This is a genomic window from Aeromicrobium sp. Root472D3 (assembly GCF_001426485.1).
Classification (GTDB): domain Bacteria; phylum Actinomycetota; class Actinomycetes; order Propionibacteriales; family Nocardioidaceae; genus Aeromicrobium.
The window spans coordinates 2,720,862-2,739,194 of the sequence record NZ_LMET01000001.1; the positions used below are offsets into that span (position 1 = coordinate 2,720,862).

Sequence of the window (18,333 nt, forward strand, 5' to 3'; positions counted from 1 at the left end):
TGAATGCTCAACCGGCAGGGAGACCATACATGTTCGTCGGGTTCGGGACCGTCACGAACGTCGCGACCGTCCTGGTCGGATCGGGCCTCGGGATGCTCGTGGGGCACCGGCTGGGCCCCCACGTGCGCACGACCGTCACCTCGGCCCTCGGACTGGTCACGCTGCTCATCGCGGCACAGTCGGCCCTCGCGGTCTCCGACCCCGTCCTGTCGGACGCCGTCGGCGACAGCGCCCCGACCCTGATCGTCCTCGGCGCCCTGGTCGTCGGCGGCATCGTCGGCGCCGCCCTGCGGCTGGAGGAGCGGCTCGAGGGTCTCGGCGGCTGGTTGCAGACCCGCCTGACGCGCGGCGGGACGGACGGCGAGGCCCGCGAGCGGTTCGTCGAGGGATTCGTCATCAGCTCGCTGGTCTTCTGCGTCGGGCCGTTGACGATCCTCGGCTCGCTCGACGAGGGCCTCGGCAACGGCGCCGACCAGCTGCTGCTGAAGTCGACGCTCGACGGCTTCGCGGCCCTGGCCTTCGCGGCCTCGTTCGGCATCGGCGTCATGGCGTCGGCGCTGTCGGTCGGGCTGATCCAGGGAACCCTGACGCTCGTCGGCGTCCTGCTCGGCTCGTTCCTGCCCGACGCCCACCTCGCGGCCCTGACCGCGACGGGCGGGCTGATCCTCGTCGGCGTCGCGATCCGGCTGCTCGACCTGCGCGCCTTCGCGGTGGCCGACCTGCTGCCGGCCCTCGTGGCGGCACCGATCCTGTGCCAGATCGTCATCGCGACCCGCTGATTCACGACCAGAACGACCGAAACCCAACTGTTACCTGATTCGGTTCGTTCGACCCACGAATGACTCCGACATGCGTCTATAGTCCGAAGTTCACTCAGCACCACCCCTTGAAAGCCGACAGGAGTACACGCGTGCGATTGCGACTCGCGGCCCTACTCGCAGCGGTGGCGGGAGTCCTCATGCTCCTCGCCCCCAGCCCTGCGCTCGCCCAGGCAACGCCCACCCCCACGGCCCCCGCCGGCTCCGCGCCGGCCGCGGACAACCCGATCGTCCCGGGTGCCAACATCACCGTCACGCTGCTCGACCTCAAGGGTGGCGAGGGCAAGCCCTCGCCCGTCCCCGGGGTCTCGCTCACGGTGCTGAAGGACAGTCGCTCGGGCGCCGAGGTGGGCACCCAGACCACCGACTCGAAGGGTCGCGTCAGCATCGGGATCGAGGGCAACGGCACGTACGTCGTCGAGCTCGACCCCAAGACGCTGCCCGAGGGCGTCGAGCTCAGCGGCTCGGGCGAGACGGTCAAGACCGTCCAGGTCAAGCTCGCCTCGTCCAACTTCGTGCAGTTCCAGATCGGCGCCGTCGTCGTCGAGGAGGCCTCGCTCGGCAGCAAGATCGTCGACGGCACCCGCTCGGGCATCATCGCTGGCCTGCTGATCGCGCTCGCCGCGCTCGGCCTGTCGCTGATCTTCGGCACGACCGGCCTGACGAACTTCGCGCACGGCGAGCTCATCACGTTCGGCGCCATCGCGACGTACGTCTTCAACCGCGGCTTCGGCCTGCCGGTGGTGGTCGCCGGCGTCCTGGCGGTGCTCGCCTCGGCCGCCTTCGGCTTCCTGCAGGACCGCGGCCTGTGGCGGCCGCTGCGCAACCGCGGCACGGGACTGATCGCCATGATGATCGTCTCGATCGGCCTCGCGCTGTTCATGCGCAGCATCTACCAGTACGGCTTCGGTGGCTCGACCCGCACGCTGTCGCAGTACGTCGTCCAGGGCCGTGACAGCTACGGCCCGATCGACCTGTCGCACAAGGAGATCGCGATCGTGCTGGTCTCGGTCGTGACGCTGCTGGTCACGTGCATCGCCCTGATGCGCACGCGCCTCGGCAAGGCCATGCGCGCGGTGTCCGACAACCCGGCCCTGTCGGCCTCGTCCGGCATGCGGGTCGACGGCGTCATCTCGGCCGTGTGGGTGCTCGGCACCGCGCTGACGGGCCTGGCGGGCGTCCTGCTCGCGGTCCAGCAGCAGGTCAACTTCCAGATGGGCTTCAACCTCCTCCTGCTCGTCTTCGCCGGCGTCACCCTCGGTGGCCTCGGGACGATCTGGGGAGCACTCATCGGCTCGCTGATCATCGGACTCATGGTCGAGCTCGGACCGGTGTTCGGCGTCCCCGCGTCGATCAAGGAGGTCGGCGCCCTCGTGGTGCTCATCCTGATCCTCCTCGTCAGGCCGCAAGGCATCCTCGGCAAAGCCCAGCGAATCGGATAGGGCGCGCATCATGGACTTCGGAACCATCATCGACGCCGCGTTCTCCGCGGCTCTCGGCCCCCAGGCCATCGTCTTCGCCCTCGCGGCGATCGGGCTCAACGTGCACTTCGGCTACACCGGACTGCTCAACTTCGGTCAGGCCGGCTTCATGTCGATCGCGGCCTTCGGCCTCGCCGTCACGGTCGTGACCTGGGACATGCCCTTCTGGCTCGGCATCGTCGTCGGCATGATCGCGGCGGTCGTGCTGGCCCTCGTGCTCGGCATCCCGACACTGCGCCTGCGCGCCGACTACCTCGCGATCGTCACGATCGCGACGTCGGAGATCCTGCGCCTGATCTTCGGCGCGGTCGAGTTCAAGGACACGTTCGGCGGCTCCAACGGGCTCAACGGCTTCGCCGGCACCTACCAGCGGCTCAACCCGTACGGCGACGGCGTCGACCTCGGCATCGTCTCGTTCAGCCGCAACGACCTCTGGTCGATCACGGTCGGGTGGACGCTCGTCGCGATCAGCTCGCTGCTCGTGTTCGCCCTGATGCGCAGCCCCTGGGGCCGCGTGCTCAAGTCGATCCGCGAGGACGAGGACGCCGTGCGGTCGCTCGGCAAGAACGTCTTCGCGTACAAGATGCAGGCGCTCGTGCTCGGTGGCGTGTTCGGTGGCATCGCCGGCATCTTCCACATCCTGAAGCAGGGCTCGGCGGTGCCGACCGACTTCAACACGACGTTCACGTTCTACGCCTACGCGGCGCTGCTGATCGGTGGTGCGGCGCGCGTCCTCGGACCCGTCGTCGGCTCGATGATCTTCTGGTTCCTCATCGCGGGGATCGGCTCGTTCTTCAGCCAGGCCACCAGCGGCGCCGACCCGCTGCTGCCCGAGTGGCTCATGACCAACACCCAGGCCAGCCTCATCCGGTTCATCCTTCTGGGACTGGGCCTCATGCTCCTGATGATCTTCCGCCCACAGGGGATCTTCGGAGACCGAAGGGAGATTGCAATCGATGGCCGTTGAACTCAGTGAGGCCCGCGCCGCTCTGGCGAACGTCTCGAACGAACCAGGTGCCGCCAAGCCCGACCCGATCGTCAAGGGCAGCAACATCACCCGCACGTTCGGCGGCCTGAAGGCCGTCGACGTCGAGCACATCGAGATCCAGCGCGGTGTCATCACCGCCCTGATCGGTCCCAACGGTGCCGGCAAGACGACCCTGTTCAACCTGCTGACGGGCTTCGACGAGCCCGACGAGGGCGACTGGGCCTTCAACGGCAAGTCGCTCGCGAAGGTGCCGGCCTACAAGGTCGCCCGTCGCGGCATGGTCCGCACGTTCCAGCTGACCAAGGTGCTCTCGAAGCTCACGGTCATCGAGAACATGCGGCTCGGCGCGACCGGCCAGCGGGGCGAGAAGTTCTTCTCCGCTGCGTTCAAGTCGCTGTGGAGCTCGCAGGAGGATGCCAACACCGTCCGTGCCGACGACCTCCTCGCCCGCTTCAAGCTCGACGCCAAGCGCGAGGACTTCGCCGGCTCCCTGTCGGGCGGTCAGCGCAAGCTGCTCGAGATGGCCCGCGCCCTCATGGTCGACCCCGAGCTGATCATGCTCGACGAGCCCATGGCCGGCGTGAACCCGGCGCTCAAGCAGTCGCTGCTCGGGCACGTGAAGTCGCTGCGCGACGAGGGCCGCACGGTCCTGTTCGTCGAGCACGACATGGACATGGTCCGCGACATCTCCGACTGGGTCATCGTGATGGCCCAGGGCCAGATCGTGGCCGAGGGGACGCCGCAGTCCGTCATGGCCGACCAGCGCGTGATCGACGCCTACCTCGGCGCCCACCACGACACCGACATCACCGAGATCGACGTCGCGGACCTCGAGGCCGAGGCGGACGCCGAGCTCGACGCCGAGGCGGAGGAGAACAAGTCATGACCGAGACACCCACCCCGACGTCGGAGCGCGACAAGCACGTCGCGCACGCCGACGGAGCCGTCCTGCGGGCCGACAACCTGATCGCGGGCTACCTGCCGGGCGTCAACATCCTGAACGGTGCCGACCTGTACTGCCAGCCCGGCGAGCTCGTCGGCATCATCGGCCCCAACGGCGCCGGCAAGTCGACGCTGCTGAAGGCGCTGTTCGGCCTGGTCAAGATCCACGAGGGCACCGTGACCCTCAAGGACGGCGACATCACCAACCAGCGCGCCGACCAGCTCGTCACCAAGGGCATCGGCTTCGTGCCGCAGACCGAGAACGTGTTCCCGAGCCTGACGATCGAGGAGAACCTCGAGATGGGCTGCTACCAGGAGCCCAAGAAGTTCCAGGAGCGGTTCGACTTCGTGACCGACCTGTTCCCGCGGCTCGGCGAGCGTCGCAAGCAGCGCGCGGGGCAGCTGTCGGGCGGTGAGCGCCAGATGGTCGCGATGGGCCGCGCGCTCATGATGGACCCCTCGGTGCTGCTGCTCGACGAGCCGTCCGCCGGCCTCTCCCCCGTCCTGCAGGACGAGGTCTTCGTCCAGACGCGCAACATCAACAAGGCCGGCGTCTCGGTCATCATGGTCGAGCAGAACGCCCGCCGCTGCCTGCAGATCTGCGACCGCGGCTACGTCCTCGACCACGGCACGACGGCGTACTCCGGCACCGGCAAGTCGCTGTCGAACGACCCCCGCGTCATCGAGCTCTACCTCGGCACCCTGGGCCAGGACAAGGACTGACGCCGACGAGTCACTGACGCCCGGTGGCGAGTCGCCGGGCTCCGGTGGCGAGTCACCGGCGCCCGGTGGCGAGTCACCGGCGCCCGATGGCGAGTCACTCACCACCACCGGGCGATCGGCGTCATCCCGAGCAGGGCGCCGACCTCGTCCTCGAACGAGGTGTCGGAGCCGAATACCTCCTCGCGCCGGGTGACGACGACGCGATACCCGACCGCGCGGATCAGCTCACGCCGGTCGGCGTCGTGGTCGAGGTCGGCCTCGGCCGTGTGGAACTCGCGCCCGTCGAACTCGACGCCGATCCTGCGGCGCCGGTAGGCCAGGTCGAGGAACCGCGTCACGCCCGACGCGTCGACCACCTCGAGCTGCGCCGTCGGCTGGGGGAACCCGGCGTCCAGGAGACGGAGCCGGGTCCACGACTCCCCCGGGCTCGCCGACCGCGGCTCGATGTGGCGGGCGAGCACGCGCGCCTGCCGGATGCCGCGATAGCCCTTGAGCCCGGCGAGGTACTGCCGGACGTCCATGGGTCGCACGAGACCCGCGGCCGCCATCGCGTCGGCCGAGGAGAGGGCGTACGGCCTCCACTGCGTGCGCAGCAGGTCGGACGTCGTGCGCACGGGCGTCGTCAGCCGCAGTCCGCCGAGATCGGTGACGTCGTCGTCGTCCAGCAGTGCCTGGCGGCAGTCGACACCCGTGAGCCGTGTCCGGCCCCGTCCGTGCGGCACGACCCAGCGCGGCGTGAAGCGGTGGCGGTCACCGGGACGATGGGCGTCGACGCCCCACAGCCAGGCGGCGGTCTCGTCGCACACGACCGCATGCTCCGGGACGACGAGGCGGGTGGCCTGCACGCGCAGCTCACGGGAGTCGTCGGCCCGGGCGTCGGCGTAGACGCCGCCGACGAGCCGCACGAGGTCGCCCGCGCCCAGACGAGCCCGGAACTCGGCCCGCGACAGGCCCAGCTCGACGTGGTCGCGGTGCAGGAAGGGCTGCCCGCCGTGGAACATCTCGACGTCCGACATGGCGACATCGCAGCGCGTGCGGCGCCGGGCCGTCCACCCGCTCGTCCACAGGTGGCTCGCCAGCGGGCGTGGGTGACTCGTCACCGGGCGTCGGTGACTCGTCGCCTGGCGTGGGTGACTCGTCGGCGGACGGGGACGCGGAAGGGCCCCGGTGCCGAAGCACCGGGGCCCTGGTGACCCTGCTGATCAGATCAGCGTGATCGATCGATCAGATGTTGCCGGCGATGTACTTGACCGGGCTGATCTTGTTCTTCGCGTCGTACTCGTAGATGCCGATCGAGGCGGCCGTCGGGCTGCCCGTCTCGCCGAGCTCGATCGGACCCGAGACACCGTCGTAGTCGATGTCGGTCTTCGGGTCGTCCTTGAGCAGCGCGGCGCACTCCTCGAACGTCGTGCACTTCTCGCCACCCTCGGTGACGCCCGGCAGCTCCTTGGCGATGGCCTCGCCCGAGTCGCTGTCGGCCACGATGGCGGCCAGCGCCGACGTGATCACGGCGTCGTAGGACTCGGCCGAGTAGGAGTAGTCCTTCAGGTCGGGGTTGACCGTGGCCAGACGATCCTTGAAGTCCGAGGTCGCCTCGGCACCGGGGATGGTGCCCTTGGTGCCCTCGAGCGTGCCGTCAGGCAGCGACGCCGCGTCACCCTCGCCGTAGTTGGCCGTGTTGCCGTCGACGAAGTACGTCGGGACGTCCTGCGGGCCGGCTCCGGCCTGGATCAGCTTCGGGATGATCGTGGTGGTCTCCTCGAACGCGACCAGCACGACGGCGTCGGCCTTGGCGTCCGCGATCTCGGTGATCTGGCTGTCGCCCGGACCGGTCTTCTCGCTGTAGAGGACGTTGGCGGCGACGGTCGAGCCGGCGGCCTCGAGGTTCTTCGAGATCTCCTTGGCCAGCGTCTCGCCGTACGCGTCCTGGCGAGCCAGGATCGCGACGTTCTGGCGTCCGTCCTCGATCAGCAGGTTGGCGAGAACGGCACCCTGGAGGATGTCGGACGGCGCCGTGCGGAAGTACAGGTCGGGCTTGGAGTAGTCACCCTCGTCGAACGACGTCGACGTGTTGGCGGGCGAGTACTCGATGACGCCGGCCGACATGATCTTGTCGATGACGGTCAGCGACACGCCGGACGAGGCGGCACCGACGATGACGTCGGACTTGGCCTTGAGCAGCTTGTCGGTCTCGGCCGGGGCGATGCCCGAGTCGGTGTCGCCGGAGTCGGCCTTGACGCCCACGACGTCCTTGCCGAGCACGCCGCCGGCGGCGTTGATGTCGTTGATGGCCAGGTCGACGCCCGCGAACTCCGGGGGGCCGAGGAAGGCGAGGCTGCCGGTCTGCGGAAGGAGCGAGCCGATCGTCAGGGTGCCGTCGCCCTTGGCGGCGGGAGCAGCGGCCGACGAGTCGTCCGAGCCACCATCACTGTCGCTGCCGCCACCGCAGGCTGCGAGCACGAGAGCGCTGGCAGCTGCCACAGCAGCGAGGCGAATCGTTGTGGTACTGCGTTTCATCAATCCTCCGGATGGGTAGAAAGCCCGTGGCCGCGCCAGGGAGCCTGTGATAACCCTGAACCTAGTTCTTCCCGGGGTCATTTGGGTCAAGGTTGTGTGAGCCGGCGGTTAAGTAGCCAATTTGTAACCCGCGCCGTGCCACGGCGGCCGGACGACGCTCAGTCGGACGGTCCCGCCAGCGACGGGCCGTGGTCGATGACGCCCTGGGCGACCTGGAGCATCGTCAGGCGCAGGTCCATCGCGGTGCGCTGGATCCAGCGGAACGCCTCCGGCTCGCTGATGTCGAGGGACGCCTGCAGCAGGCCCTTCGCGCGCTCGACGGTCTTGCGGGTCTCGAGCTGCTCGGCGAGGTCGCCGACCTCCCGCTCGAGCGCCGCGATCTCGGCGAAGCGGCTGCGTGCCATCTCGATCGCGGGGACGAGGTCGGACTTCGTGAACGGCTTGACGAGGTACGCCATGGCGCCGGACTGACGGGCGCGCTCGACCAGGTCGCGCTGGCTGAACGCCGTCAGCATGACGACCGGCGCGATGCGCTCCTGCGCGATGAGGGCCGCGGCGGCGATGCCGTCGAGCTTGGGCATCTTGACGTCCATCACGACCAGGTCGGGGCGCAGCTGCGTGACCAGGGCGACGGCCTGCTCGCCGTCACCGGCCTGGCCGACGACGTCGTAGCCCTCCTCGGCGAGCATCTCGGCCAGGTCGAGCCGGATCAGCGCCTCGTCCTCGGCGATCACGACACGCGGGGCGGGTGACGTCTGCGCGGCCGGTGCCGATGGCTCGTGGTGGTCGTTCACATGAGAAGGTTATACGGCCTCGAACGGGGCGAGCCGAGTTGGCGGAATGGTAGACGCGACGGTCTCAAAAACCGTTGTCCGAGAGGGCGTGCGGGTTCGAGTCCCGCACTCGGCACCCGTGGCGTCGGGGCCTGCGCGCCCTGCGCGCCGCGACACATGGGTCGCTTGCCTGGCGCCGGGCGCCGACGTCCCGCACACTCGTGGTGGGTGGGAGACCCAAGGGGTCACATGGCAGCCGGACGCAGGTCCCGTCGACGCACGCGCTACTTCGTCCTGCGGACCGACGGCAACCCCACCGAGGTGGCCCGCATCTCGCGGCACGGCTCGCCGTCGTTCTTCGACGCCGCCTCCGGCATGTGGGTGCACGACCCGCTCCTGGGGGCCGAGATCCGGCAGTCGGACGACTGGGAGCCGGTCGCGGAGGCCGATCTGCCCGCCGGCATCGTGGGCATCGCGTCCACGACGGCCGGGACCCGCCGTGGTCGTGCGCCGAAGGGGCGGCACGTCCAGGCGGGTCCGGGGTGAGCGGGGATCAGGCCTCGCGCTGCGGCTCGGTGTAGGCCGGCACGACGCCGTTGATCGCGTCGCCCATGTTGTGGATGCGCAGCGCGTTGGTCGAGCCGGGGATGCCCGGGGGGCTCCCGGCGACGATGACGACCTGCTGGCCCTCGGTGCAGCGCTCGATCTCGAGCAGCGCGCGGTCGACCTGGAGCACCATGTCGTCGGTGTGCTTGACCTCGGGCACCGTGAACGTCTCGATGCCCCAGCTCAGCGCCAGCTGGTTGCGCACGAGCGGGTCGGGCGTGAACGCGACGACCGGCACGCGTGAGCGGTAGCGCGTCATGCGCCGGGCGGAGTCGCCGCTGGTCGTGAAGGCGACGACGTAGCGTGCGTCGACCGACTCGGCGACCTCGGACGCGGCGCGGCAGATGATGCCGCTCTTGGTGCGCGCCTTCCACGTGAACGCGGCCATGCGCGGCAGGCCGTGGTCCTCGGTGGACTCCACGATGCGGGCCATCGTGTGGACCGTGTGGATCGGGTACTCCCCCACGCTGGTCTCGCCCGACAGCATGACGGCGTCGGCGCCGTCGAGCACGGCGTTCGCGACGTCGGAGGCCTCGGCGCGGGTGGGCCGCGGCGCCGAGATCATCGACTCCAGCATCTGCGTCGCGACGATGACGGGCTTGGCGTTGCGGCGGGCCTTCTCGACGATGAGCTTCTGGACGATCGGGACGTCCTCGAGGGGCAGCTCGACGCCGAGGTCGCCGCGCGCGACCATGACGCCGTCGAAGGCGTCCATGATGCCGTCGAGGTTCTCGACGGCCTGCGGCTTCTCGATCTTGGCGATGACGGGACGGACGATGCCCTCCTCGTCCATGATCTTGCGGACGTCGTCGTAGTCGTCGGCCGAGCGGACGAACGACAGGGCGATGAAGTCGACGCCGAGGTGCAGCGCGAAGCGCAGGTCGTCGATGTCCTTCTCGCTCATGGCGGGGACGCTGACCATGACGCCGGGCAGGTTGATGCCCTTGTTGTTGCTGATCGTGCCGGTCGTCTCGACCAGGCACGTCACGTCGGTCGAGGTGACCTCGGTCGCCCGGAAGCGCATGCGACCGTCGTCGATCAGGATCTCGTCACCGGGGCTGACGTCGCCCGGCAGACCCTTGTACGTCGTGGAGCAGCGGTGCTGGTTGCCCTGGATGTCGTCGATCGTGATGGTGAAGGTCGCACCGGCCTCGAGGTGGACGGGACCCTCGGCGAAGCGTCCGAGACGGATCTTGGGACCCTGCAGGTCGGCCAGCGTGGCGATGGCCTTGCCCGTCGTGTCGGCGGCCTCGCGGACCCACGCGTAGTTCTGCTCGTGGTCGGACTGGTCGCCGTGGCTCATGTTGAGGCGGGCGACGTCCATGCCGGCCTCGGCGAGCTTGAGGATCTTGTAGGCGCTTCCGACGGCGGGACCCAGGGTGCAGACGATCTTGGCTCTTCTCACGTCCCCCACAGTAGTCAGCGGGAGCGGTTACCCGCGAGTCATTTTTGTCGTTTCACACAACAAATTCAGGTGAACGTCTTCCACCGCGGTCCCGGGGTCGACCGCGTCCGCCCGCGGGACGTCTCCCGTGGGCGGACGCAGGTCTCCGGGGCCGCGATGAACCACGGCCGGAGGTGCCTCAGACGGTGAGCGGACGTGCCGTCGGCGCGATCGGCCGGGGCAGCGTGGTCGATCCCGTCAGGTAGGCGTCGACACCGGCCGCGGCGGAGCGGCCCTCGGCGATCGCCCACACGATGAGCGACTGACCACGACCCGCGTCTCCTGCGACGAACACGCCGTCGACGCTCGACATGTACGCCTTGTCGCGCTTGACGTTGCCGCGCTCGTCGAGCTCGACGCCCAGCTGCTCGACGAGGCCCTCGGTCTGCGGCCCCGTGAAGCCCATCGCGAACAGCACGAGCTGAGCCGGCAGGTCCTTCTCGGTGCCGGGCACCTCGGTCAGCTTGCCGTCGACGAACTCGACCTCGACCAGGCGGAGCGCCGAGACGTGACCGTCGTCGTCGCCCACGAACTCCTTGGTCGAGACCGAGTAGACGCGGTCGCCGGCCTCCTCGTGCGCCGACGACACGCGGTACGTCATGGGGTACGTGGGCCACGGCTGGTGGCCGGGACGCTCGGTGCCCGGGTTGGGCATGATCTCGAGCTGCGTGATCGAGCGCGCGCCCTGACGCACCGAGGTGCCGAGGCAGTCGGCACCCGTGTCACCGCCGCCGATGATGACGACGTCCTTGTCGGTGGCCAGGATCTGCCACTCGACCTCTTCGCCGAGCGCGGCGCGGTTGGCCTGCGGCAGGAACTCCATGGCCTGGTGGATGCCGGACAGCTCGCGTCCCGGCGCGGGCAGGTCGCGGCGCACCGTCGAGCCGACGGCGAGGACCACCGCGTCGTAGCGGTCGCGCAGCTGCGAGCCCGTCAGCGTGTCGCCGACCTGGACGCCCGTGCGGAACACCGTGCCCTCGCGCTCCATCTGGTCGATGCGACGCTCGACCTGGATCTTCTCCATCTTGAACTCGGGGATGCCGTAGCGCAGCAGGCCACCCGGCTTGTCGTCACGCTCGTACACCGCGACGGTGTGACCGGCACGCGTCAGCTGCTGGGCCGCCGCGAGACCGGCCGGTCCCGATCCGACGACCGCGACGGTCTTGCCGGTCAGCCACTCGGGCGGCTCGGGACGGACCCGACGGTCGTCCCACGCCTTGTCGATGATCGAGACCTCGACGTTCTTGATCGTCACGGCGTCGCGGTTGATGCCGACGACGCACGCCGTCTCGCAGGGGGCCGGGCACAGGCGACCCGTGAACTCCGGGAAGTTGTTGGTCGCGTGCAGGCGGTCGAGCGCCTCGTCCCAGTCGTCGCGCCAGACCAGGTCGTTCCACTCGGGGATCAGGTTGCCCAGCGGGCAGCCGTTGTGGCAGAACGGGATGCCGCAGTCCATGCAGCGTCCGGCCTGCTCGGTGATGATCGGCAGCAACGCGCGGCCGGGCCCACCGGGGTAGACCTCGTTCCAGTCGTTGACGCGCTCCTCGACGGGACGCCGCTCGGCGACCTGGCGGGGGGTGTTGATGAAACCTCTGGGATCAGCCACGAGCGGCCACCTCCATCATGCGAGCTGTGGTGTCTTCTTCGGACAGGCCTTCGGCCTCTGCGGCGTCACGCGCCTCGAGGACCAGCCGGTAGTTGACCGGCATGATCTCGGTGAACCGGGCGAGCGACTGCTCCCAGTGGGCGAGCAGCTGCTCGGCCACGACGGAGCCGGTCTCCTCGTGGTGCTGACGGACCAGCGAGCGGAGCTCGTCGGCCGTCTGCTCGGGGACGGGTCGCAGCTCGACCATGTCGAGGTTGACCAGCGACTCGTCCAGGTCGAGGACGTAGGCCGATCCGCCGCTCATGCCAGCGGCGACGTTGCGACCCGTGGGGCCGAGGATCACGACCCGGCCTCCCGTCATGTACTCGAGCGCGTGGTCGCCCACGCCCTCGACGACCGCGCTGGCGCCGGAGTTGCGGACGCAGAAGCGCTCGCCGACCCGTCCGCGCAGGAAGATCTGGCCCGTCGTCGCGCCGAAGCCGATGACGTTGCCGGCCACGATCTGCGCCTCGGCCGTGAACTGGGCGTCGCGCGGCGGCCGGACGACGATGCGCCCGCCCGACAGGCCCTTGCCGACGTAGTCGTTGCCGTCGCCCTCGAGGCGCAGCGTGATGCCCTTCGGCACGAAGGCGCCGAACGACTGACCGGCCGAGCCCAGGAACGTCAGGTCGATCGTGTTCTCGGGCAGGCCCTCGCCGCGGTAGCGCTTGGTCACCTCGTGGCCCAGCATCGTGCCGACCGTGCGGTTGACGTTGCGGATCTCGACCTGCGCGCGCACCGGGTCGCCGTTGCTCAGGGCGTCGGCGCTGAGCGCGATGAGCTCGTTGTCGAGGGCCCGGTCGAGGCTGTGGTCCTGCGTCGTCGTGTTGTGCAGCGAGGCGCCCTCGGGCAGCTCGGGGACGTGCAGGATCGGCGACAGGTCGAGCCCGTCGGCCTTCCAATGGTCGACGGCCTTGGCGGGGTCGATGACCTCGGCGTGGCCGACGGCCTCCTCGATCGAGCGGAAGCCCAGGCTCGCGAGGTACTCGCGCACCTCCTCGGCGATGTACGTGAAGAAGTTGACGACGTACTCGGCCTTGCCGGAGTACTTCTCGCGCAGCGTCTTGTTCTGGGTCGCGACGCCCACGGGGCACGTGTCGAGGTGGCACACGCGCATCATGATGCAGCCGCTGACGACCAGGGGCGCCGTCGCGAAGCCGAACTCCTCGGCACCGAGCAGCGCCGCGATGATGACGTCGCGCCCGGTCTTGAGCTGTCCGTCGGCCTGGACGACGATCCGGTCGCGCAGGCCGTTGAGCAGCAGCGTCTGCTGGGTCTCGGCCAGGCCCAGCTCCCACGGTCCGCCGGCGTGCTTGAGCGACGTCAGCGGCGAGGCACCGGTGCCGCCGTCGTGGCCCGAGATCAGGACGACGTCGGCCTTGGCCTTCGAGACACCGGCCGCGACCGTGCCGACGCCGACCTCCGACACGAGCTTGACGTGCACGCGCGCGGACGGGTTGGCGTTCTTGAGGTCGTGGATCAGCTGCTTGAGGTCCTCGATCGAGTAGATGTCGTGGTGCGGCGGCGGGCTGATGAGTCCCACGCCCGGCGTCGAGTGCCGGGTCTTGGCGACCCACGGGTACACCTTCGGGCCGGGCAGCTGCCCACCCTCGCCGGGCTTGGCGCCCTGCGCCATCTTGATCTGGATGTCGTCGGCGTTGGTGAGGTACTCCGACGTCACGCCGAAGCGTCCCGACGCGACCTGCTTGATCGCCGAGCGACGCTCGGGGTCGTACAGGCGCTCGGGGTCCTCGCCGCCCTCGCCGGTGTTCGACTTGCCGCCGAGGCGGTTCATCGCGATCGCGAGGGTCTCGTGGGCCTCCTGGCTGATCGAGCCGTACGACATCGCGCCGGTGCTGAAGCGCTTGACGATCTCGGAGACCGGCTCGACCTCGTCGATCGAGATGGCCGGGCGCAGACCCTCCTTGAGGCCGAACAGCCCGCGCAGCGTCATGAGGCGCTCGGACTGGTCGTCGATGCGCGACGTGTACTGCTTGAAGATCTCGTACGAGCCCGTGCGGGTCGAGTGCTGCAGGCGGAACACCGTCTCGGGGTCGAACAGGTGCTCGGGGCCCTCGCGGCGCCACTGGTATTCGCCGCCGACCTCGAGGTGACGGCGCGGGCCCGCGATGCCGCTCGACGGGTACGCGCGCAGGTGCCGCGAGCGGACCTCCTCGGCGAGCACGTCGAGACCGACGCCGCCCAGCTTGGACGACGTGCCGGTGAAGTAGGCGTCGACGACGTCGTGCGACAGGCCGACGGCCTCGAAGATCTGGGCCCCGGTGTACGACGCGACGGTCGAGACACCGATCTTGCTCATGACCTTCAGGACGCCCTTGCCGAGGCCGTACCGGACGTTGCGCAGCGCCTGCGCGGGCCGGACGCCCTCGACGAACACCTTCTCGCGGGCGAGGTCCTCGGCCGACTCGAGCACGAGGTACGGGTTGACCGCGGTGGCGCCGTAGCCGATCAGCAGGGCCACGTGGTGCACCTCGCGGACGTCACCGGCCTCGATGATGAGCCCGGCCTGGCTGCGCAGCTTCTCGCGCACCATGTGGTGGTGCACGGCGCCGGTCAGCAGCAGCGACGGGATCGGGGCGAGGTCGGAGTTGGAGTGACGGTCCGACAGCACGATGATGCGGGCACCGTCGGCGATCGCCCGCGACACCTCGGCGCAGATCTCGTCGAGCTTGGCGCGCAGCGCCTCTCCCCCGCCGTCGACCTCGTAGAGGCCGCGGACGACGTGCACCGAGAAGCCCGGCATGTCGCCGTCCTTGTTCATGTGCCGGATCTTGGCGAGCTCGTCGTTGTCGAGCACGGGGAACGGCAGCTGCAGCATGCGGCACGAGGCCGGGCTCGGGGCGAGCAGGTTGCGCTCGGGGCCGATCGTGCCGGCCAGCGACGTCACGACCTCCTCGCGGATCGCGTCGAGCGGCGGGTTGGTGACCTGCGCGAACAGCTGGGAGAAGTAGTCGAACAGCTGGCGCGGGCGCTCCGACAGCGCCGCGATGGGCGTGTCGGTGCCCATCGAGCCGATCGCCTCGGCACCCGAGCGTGCCATGGGGGCGATCAGGATGCGCAGCTCCTCCTCGGTGTAGCCGAAGACCTGCTGACGACGTGTGACCGACGCGTGCGTGTGGACGATGTGCTCGAGGTCGGGAAGGTCCTCGAACCGCACGAGGCCCGAGTAGAGCCACTCGTCGTAGGGCTGCTCGGACGCCAGCGCGTTCTTGATCTCGTGGTCCTCGACGATGCGGTGCTCGTCGAGGTCGAGCAGGAACATCTTGCCGGGCTCGACGCGACCCTTGCGGACGATCGTCTGCGGGTCGAGGTCGAGCACGCCGGACTCGGACGCGAGGACGACCAGTCCGTCGTCGGTGACCCAGTAGCGTCCGGGGCGCAGGCCGTTGCGGTCGAGGACCGCGCCGATCTGGGTGCCGTCGGTGAAGCACACCGCGGCGGGCCCGTCCCACGGCTCCATGACCGAGGAGTGGAACTCGTAGAACGCCCGGCGGGCGGGGTCCATGTCGGCGTTGTTCTCCCACGCCTCGGGGATCATCATCATGACGGCGTGCGGCAGCGAGCGTCCGCCCAGGTGCAGCAGCTCGAGGACCTCGTCGAACGAGGCGGTGTCGCTGCCGTGGGGGTCGCAGATCGGGAACAGCCGCTGCAGGTCGCCCGGGATCAGGTCGCTCTCGAGCAGCGACTCGCGGGCGCGCATCCAGTTGCGGTTGCCGCGCGCGGTGTTGATCTCGCCGTTGTGCGCGACGAAGCGGAACGGGTGGGCCAGGGGCCAGCTCGGGAACGTGTTGGTCGAGAAGCGGCTGTGGACGATCGCGAGCGCCGACTCCATGCGCTCGTCGCTCAGGTCGGGGAAGAAGCCCTCGAGCTGGTCGGTCGTCAGCATGCCCTTGTAGACCAGGGTGCGGCTCGACAGCGACGGGAAGTACACCTCGAGCTCGTGCTCGGCACGCTTGCGCAGGGCGAAGGCGACGCGGTCGAGCTCGATGCCGGTGCGCGAGCCGTCCGCGGCGGCGACGAACATCAGCGCGAACGACGGCATCGCGCCGCGCGACATCGACCCGAGGATCTCGGGGTTGACCGGCACGTCGCGCCAGCCGAGGACCGTCAGGCCCTCCTCGACGGCCATGGCCTCGACCGAGGCGCGCGCCTCGGTGGCCGCGTCGGCGTCGACCGGCAGGAACGCCATGCCGCACGCGTACGCGCCGGCGTCGGGCAGGTCGATCCCGGCGACTCCCCGCAGGAAGCGGTCGGGCGTCTGCATCAGGATGCCGGCGCCGTCGCCCGTGTCGGGCTCTCCGCCGACAGCGCCGCGGTGGTCGAGGTTGCGCAGCGCCGTGAGGCCCTTGACCACGATGTCGTTGGTGGGGACGCCCGTGAGCGTCGCCACGAACGCGACACCGCAGGCGTCGTGCTCGTTGGCCGGGTCGTACAGACCTTGGGCGGCGGGAACTGATGAGAACGGCTGAGCACGCATGCTGGAGCCCCTTCTGCGTCATCGGTGGTCACGAAATTCTCGCACCGGGGACGACGTTGGCCTCGGACAGCGGTCCAAGGCTACACGCCCCGCGCGGCTCGCGGGGCGGGGCCGGTCTCAGACGGTCTTGACGATGTACACGTCGCACGGCGCGTGCTGCGCGACGTCGCTGGCGACGCTGCCCAGGATGCGCCCGATGCCCTGCACGCGGCGGTTGCCCACGACGATCAGGTCGGCCCCGAGGCGCTTGGCCTCCTCGACGAGCGCCTCGGCAGGCTTGCCCTGGATGGGGCTGCTCTCGACGTGCGGCACGACCGTGCCGAGCGAGCCGGCGACCTCGGCGGCGATCGCCTCGGCGGCCTCGCCGGGCGTCAGGGAGCGGGTGTCGTCGAAGGGGCGCCCGGGCTCGGCCTGCGACCCGTGGCTGCGGGGGTCGACGGCCGTGAGGACGTGCAGCGCGGCGCCCGTACTGGAGGCCAGCTGGGCCGCGACGGTGGCGGCCTTGCGGGAGCTGTCGCTCCCGTCGACTCCGACGAGAATGATCTTGGGCATGTGGTTCTCCTGACGGTCGACCCTCAGCGTAGCGAGATCGACGGCCGGGCGGAGCGCGCCGCCGTGGTCAGACGGTCTTGACGATGTAGACGTCGCACGGAGCGTGCTGCGCGACGTCGCTGGCCACGCTGCCGAGCAGCCGGCCGATGCCCTGCACCCGGCGGTTGCCGACGACGATCAGGTCGGCGCCGATGTCGGTCGCCACCTGCACGAGGGCGTCGGCCGGCTTGCCGTGCGCCGGGCTCGCCTGCACGTTCGGCGCGGTGCCCTCGAGGGCGTCGGCGATCTCGGTCGCGATCGCCTCGGCCCGCGACTGGATGCGCACGTCGCCGACGTACTGCCCCTCGGCGGGCCGGTCGCGGTCCTCGGCGGCCATCATGACGTGCAGCGTCGCGCCGGTCGATGCGGCCAGCGAGGCGGCGGTCTCGGCGGCCCGGCGCGAGCTGTCGCTGCCGTCGACGCCGACCAGGATGATCTGGGGCATGGGTTCTCCGTTCCGTCGAGACACAGAGTAACTGCCGGTTACGTTTTCGTCACCGTCGTCTGCGTCACCGTGCGGACGCCCGTCAGCCGAGCGACGAGCCGACGGCCTCGCCCACCAAATACGTCAGACCCGCGGCGGCGCCGCCCAGCACGAGCTGTCGGACGCCGCCGAACCACCAGCTGCGGGACGTCACGCGCGTCACGACGGCGCCGCACGCGAACAGGCCGATCAACGACAGGACGATCGCGGGCGACGGGGTCTCGACGCCCACGAGGTACGAGAGCAGCGGGATCACCGCACCGAGGGCGAAGGCGAAGAACGACGACACCGCCGCGAGCATCGGCGAGGCGAGGTCGTCGGGGTCGACGTTGAACTCCTCGCGGGCGTGGACCCGGACGGCCTGCTCGGGATCGACGTGGATCTCGCGCGCCATCTCGCGGGCCGTCGACTCGTCGATGCCCTTGGCGACGAACATCGCCGCGAGCTCGGCCTCCTCGGCCGGCTCGTTCGTCAGGATCTCGTGACGCTCGACGTCGACCTGCCGGAGGGCGAACTCGCGCTGGCTGGCGACCGACGTGTACTCCCCCGCCGCCATCGAGAACGCGCCGGCGGCGAGGCCCGCGAGGCCCGCCAGCACGACCGGTCCGGTGTCGGAGGCCTGGCTGCCACCGACGACGCCCATCATCAGGGCGAAGTTCGACACCAGGCCGTCCATGGCACCGAAGACGGCGGGCCGCAGCCAGCCGCCCGTGACGTCGGGGTGCTCGTGGTCGATCCCGGCCGGGTCGGGCAGCGGTTCCTGGACGTCGGTCATACCGCGAAGGTACGACGGTCCGGCCGATCCGTCACGCGAGGTGAGGCT

Annotated in this window: 15 protein-coding genes and 1 tRNA gene; 7 read left to right on the forward strand and 9 right to left on the reverse strand. The window is 69.9% G+C overall.

Annotated elements, in window-relative coordinates; translation table 11 throughout:
* The first annotated feature begins 29 nt into the window (after positions 1-29).
* The 5 genes from ASD10_RS13375 to ASD10_RS13395 all read left to right on the forward strand — a co-directional run bounded on the left by ASD10_RS13375 (position 30) and on the right by ASD10_RS13395 (position 4,952).
* Complete coding sequence (locus tag ASD10_RS13375; RefSeq protein WP_056609212.1) at positions 30-779, forward strand: DUF554 domain-containing protein; 750 nt, start codon at positions 30-32, stop codon at positions 777-779.
* A 179-nt stretch (positions 780-958) separates the two neighbouring features.
* Positions 959-2,260: a branched-chain amino acid ABC transporter permease gene (locus tag ASD10_RS13380; RefSeq protein ID WP_056609214.1), complete on the forward strand. Its 1,302-nt coding sequence runs from the start codon at positions 959-961 to the stop codon at positions 2,258-2,260.
* Positions 2,261-2,270: 10 nt separating this feature from the next.
* Positions 2,271-3,266 (forward strand): branched-chain amino acid ABC transporter permease, encoded by a 996-nt coding sequence (locus tag ASD10_RS13385; protein ID WP_056609215.1) that lies wholly within the window; start codon positions 2,271-2,273, stop codon positions 3,264-3,266.
* On the forward strand, positions 3,256-4,173 hold the full coding sequence (locus tag ASD10_RS13390; protein ID WP_056609217.1) for an ABC transporter ATP-binding protein: 918 nt from the start codon (positions 3,256-3,258) through the stop codon (positions 4,171-4,173). Before ASD10_RS13385 ends, ASD10_RS13390 begins: the two co-directional genes overlap by 11 nt.
* Positions 4,170-4,952 (forward strand): ABC transporter ATP-binding protein, encoded by a 783-nt coding sequence (locus ASD10_RS13395; RefSeq protein WP_056609219.1) that lies wholly within the window; start codon positions 4,170-4,172, stop codon positions 4,950-4,952. The genes ASD10_RS13390 and ASD10_RS13395 overlap by 4 nt, the downstream gene beginning before the upstream one ends.
* A 98-nt stretch (positions 4,953-5,050) precedes the next feature.
* Here ASD10_RS13395 and ASD10_RS13400 read toward each other — a convergent pair whose 3' ends face one another.
* From ASD10_RS13400 to ASD10_RS13410, 3 genes are all read right to left on the reverse strand, one after another.
* Positions 5,051-5,968, reverse strand: a complete 918-nt coding sequence (locus ASD10_RS13400; RefSeq protein WP_056609221.1) for a hypothetical protein — start codon at positions 5,966-5,968, stop codon at positions 5,051-5,053.
* 208 nt (positions 5,969-6,176) lie between these two features.
* Positions 6,177-7,433: an ABC transporter substrate-binding protein gene (locus ASD10_RS13405; RefSeq protein WP_235501875.1), complete on the reverse strand. Its 1,257-nt coding sequence runs from the start codon at positions 7,431-7,433 to the stop codon at positions 6,177-6,179.
* A gap of 194 nt (positions 7,434-7,627) precedes the next feature.
* Positions 7,628-8,263 carry an ANTAR domain-containing response regulator gene (locus ASD10_RS13410; protein WP_056609224.1) on the reverse strand — a complete coding sequence of 212 codons (636 nt, stop codon included), beginning with the start codon at positions 8,261-8,263 and terminating at the stop codon, positions 7,628-7,630.
* 32 nt (positions 8,264-8,295) lie between these two features.
* Here ASD10_RS13410 and ASD10_RS13415 point away from each other — a divergent pair.
* Both ASD10_RS13415 and ASD10_RS13420 read left to right on the forward strand, forming a co-directional pair.
* Positions 8,296-8,378 (forward strand) — tRNA-Leu (locus tag ASD10_RS13415).
* A gap of 113 nt (positions 8,379-8,491) precedes the next feature.
* Positions 8,492-8,788 (forward strand): hypothetical protein, encoded by a 297-nt coding sequence (locus ASD10_RS13420; protein ID WP_056609226.1) that lies wholly within the window; start codon positions 8,492-8,494, stop codon positions 8,786-8,788.
* A gap of 7 nt (positions 8,789-8,795) precedes the next feature.
* Here the strand turns inward: ASD10_RS13420 and pyk are convergent, their stop codons facing one another.
* The 6 genes from pyk to ASD10_RS13450 form a co-directional block, all read right to left on the reverse strand.
* Positions 8,796-10,253 (reverse strand): pyruvate kinase, encoded by a 1,458-nt coding sequence (pyk, locus tag ASD10_RS13425; RefSeq protein ID WP_056610553.1) that lies wholly within the window; start codon positions 10,251-10,253, stop codon positions 8,796-8,798.
* A 178-nt stretch (positions 10,254-10,431) separates the two neighbouring features.
* Positions 10,432-11,898, reverse strand: a complete 1,467-nt coding sequence (locus ASD10_RS13430; protein ID WP_056609228.1) for a glutamate synthase subunit beta — start codon at positions 11,896-11,898, stop codon at positions 10,432-10,434.
* A complete protein-coding gene (gene gltB, locus ASD10_RS13435) occupies positions 11,891-16,435 on the reverse strand; it encodes a glutamate synthase large subunit (protein WP_082556204.1) in 4,545 nt (1,514 codons plus the stop codon). Before gltB ends, ASD10_RS13430 begins: the two co-directional genes overlap by 8 nt.
* 117 nt (positions 16,436-16,552) lie before the next feature.
* The gene (locus ASD10_RS13440; RefSeq protein WP_056609230.1) at positions 16,553-16,987 is read right to left on the reverse strand and encodes a universal stress protein; all 435 of its coding nucleotides are present in this window, start codon (positions 16,985-16,987) and stop codon (positions 16,553-16,555) included.
* A 67-nt stretch (positions 16,988-17,054) separates the two neighbouring features.
* Complete coding sequence (locus ASD10_RS13445; protein ID WP_056609232.1) at positions 17,055-17,471, reverse strand: universal stress protein; 417 nt, start codon at positions 17,469-17,471, stop codon at positions 17,055-17,057.
* An 82-nt stretch (positions 17,472-17,553) separates the two neighbouring features.
* Positions 17,554-18,285, reverse strand: coding sequence for a VIT1/CCC1 transporter family protein (locus ASD10_RS13450; protein WP_056609234.1), 732 nt, complete (start codon positions 18,283-18,285; stop codon positions 17,554-17,556).
* Between the last annotated feature and the right edge of the window lie 48 nt (positions 18,286-18,333).

Bases quoted from the DNA above. Each gene is read 5' to 3' on its own strand.
- ASD10_RS13385 (WP_056609215.1), top strand. From the start codon at position 2,271: ATGGACTTCGGAACCATCATCGACGCCGCGTTCTCCGCGGCTCTCGGC.
- ASD10_RS13445 (WP_056609232.1), bottom strand. From the start codon at position 17,471: ATGCCCCAGATCATCCTGGTCGGCGTCGACGGCAGCGACAGCTCGCGC.
- ASD10_RS13400 (WP_056609221.1), bottom strand. From the start codon at position 5,968: ATGTCGGACGTCGAGATGTTCCACGGCGGGCAGCCCTTCCTGCACCGC.
- ASD10_RS13395 (WP_056609219.1), top strand. From the start codon at position 4,170: ATGACCGAGACACCCACCCCGACGTCGGAGCGCGACAAGCACGTCGCG.
- ASD10_RS13450 (WP_056609234.1), bottom strand. From the start codon at position 18,285: ATGACCGACGTCCAGGAACCGCTGCCCGACCCGGCCGGGATCGACCAC.
- ASD10_RS13420 (WP_056609226.1), top strand. From the start codon at position 8,492: ATGGCAGCCGGACGCAGGTCCCGTCGACGCACGCGCTACTTCGTCCTG.
- ASD10_RS13375 (WP_056609212.1), top strand. From the start codon at position 30: ATGTTCGTCGGGTTCGGGACCGTCACGAACGTCGCGACCGTCCTGGTC.
- ASD10_RS13390 (WP_056609217.1), top strand. From the start codon at position 3,256: ATGGCCGTTGAACTCAGTGAGGCCCGCGCCGCTCTGGCGAACGTCTCG.
- ASD10_RS13380 (WP_056609214.1), top strand. From the start codon at position 959: ATGCTCCTCGCCCCCAGCCCTGCGCTCGCCCAGGCAACGCCCACCCCC.
- ASD10_RS13440 (WP_056609230.1), bottom strand. From the start codon at position 16,987: ATGCCCAAGATCATTCTCGTCGGAGTCGACGGGAGCGACAGCTCCCGC.
- gltB (WP_082556204.1), bottom strand. From the start codon at position 16,435: ATGCGTGCTCAGCCGTTCTCATCAGTTCCCGCCGCCCAAGGTCTGTAC.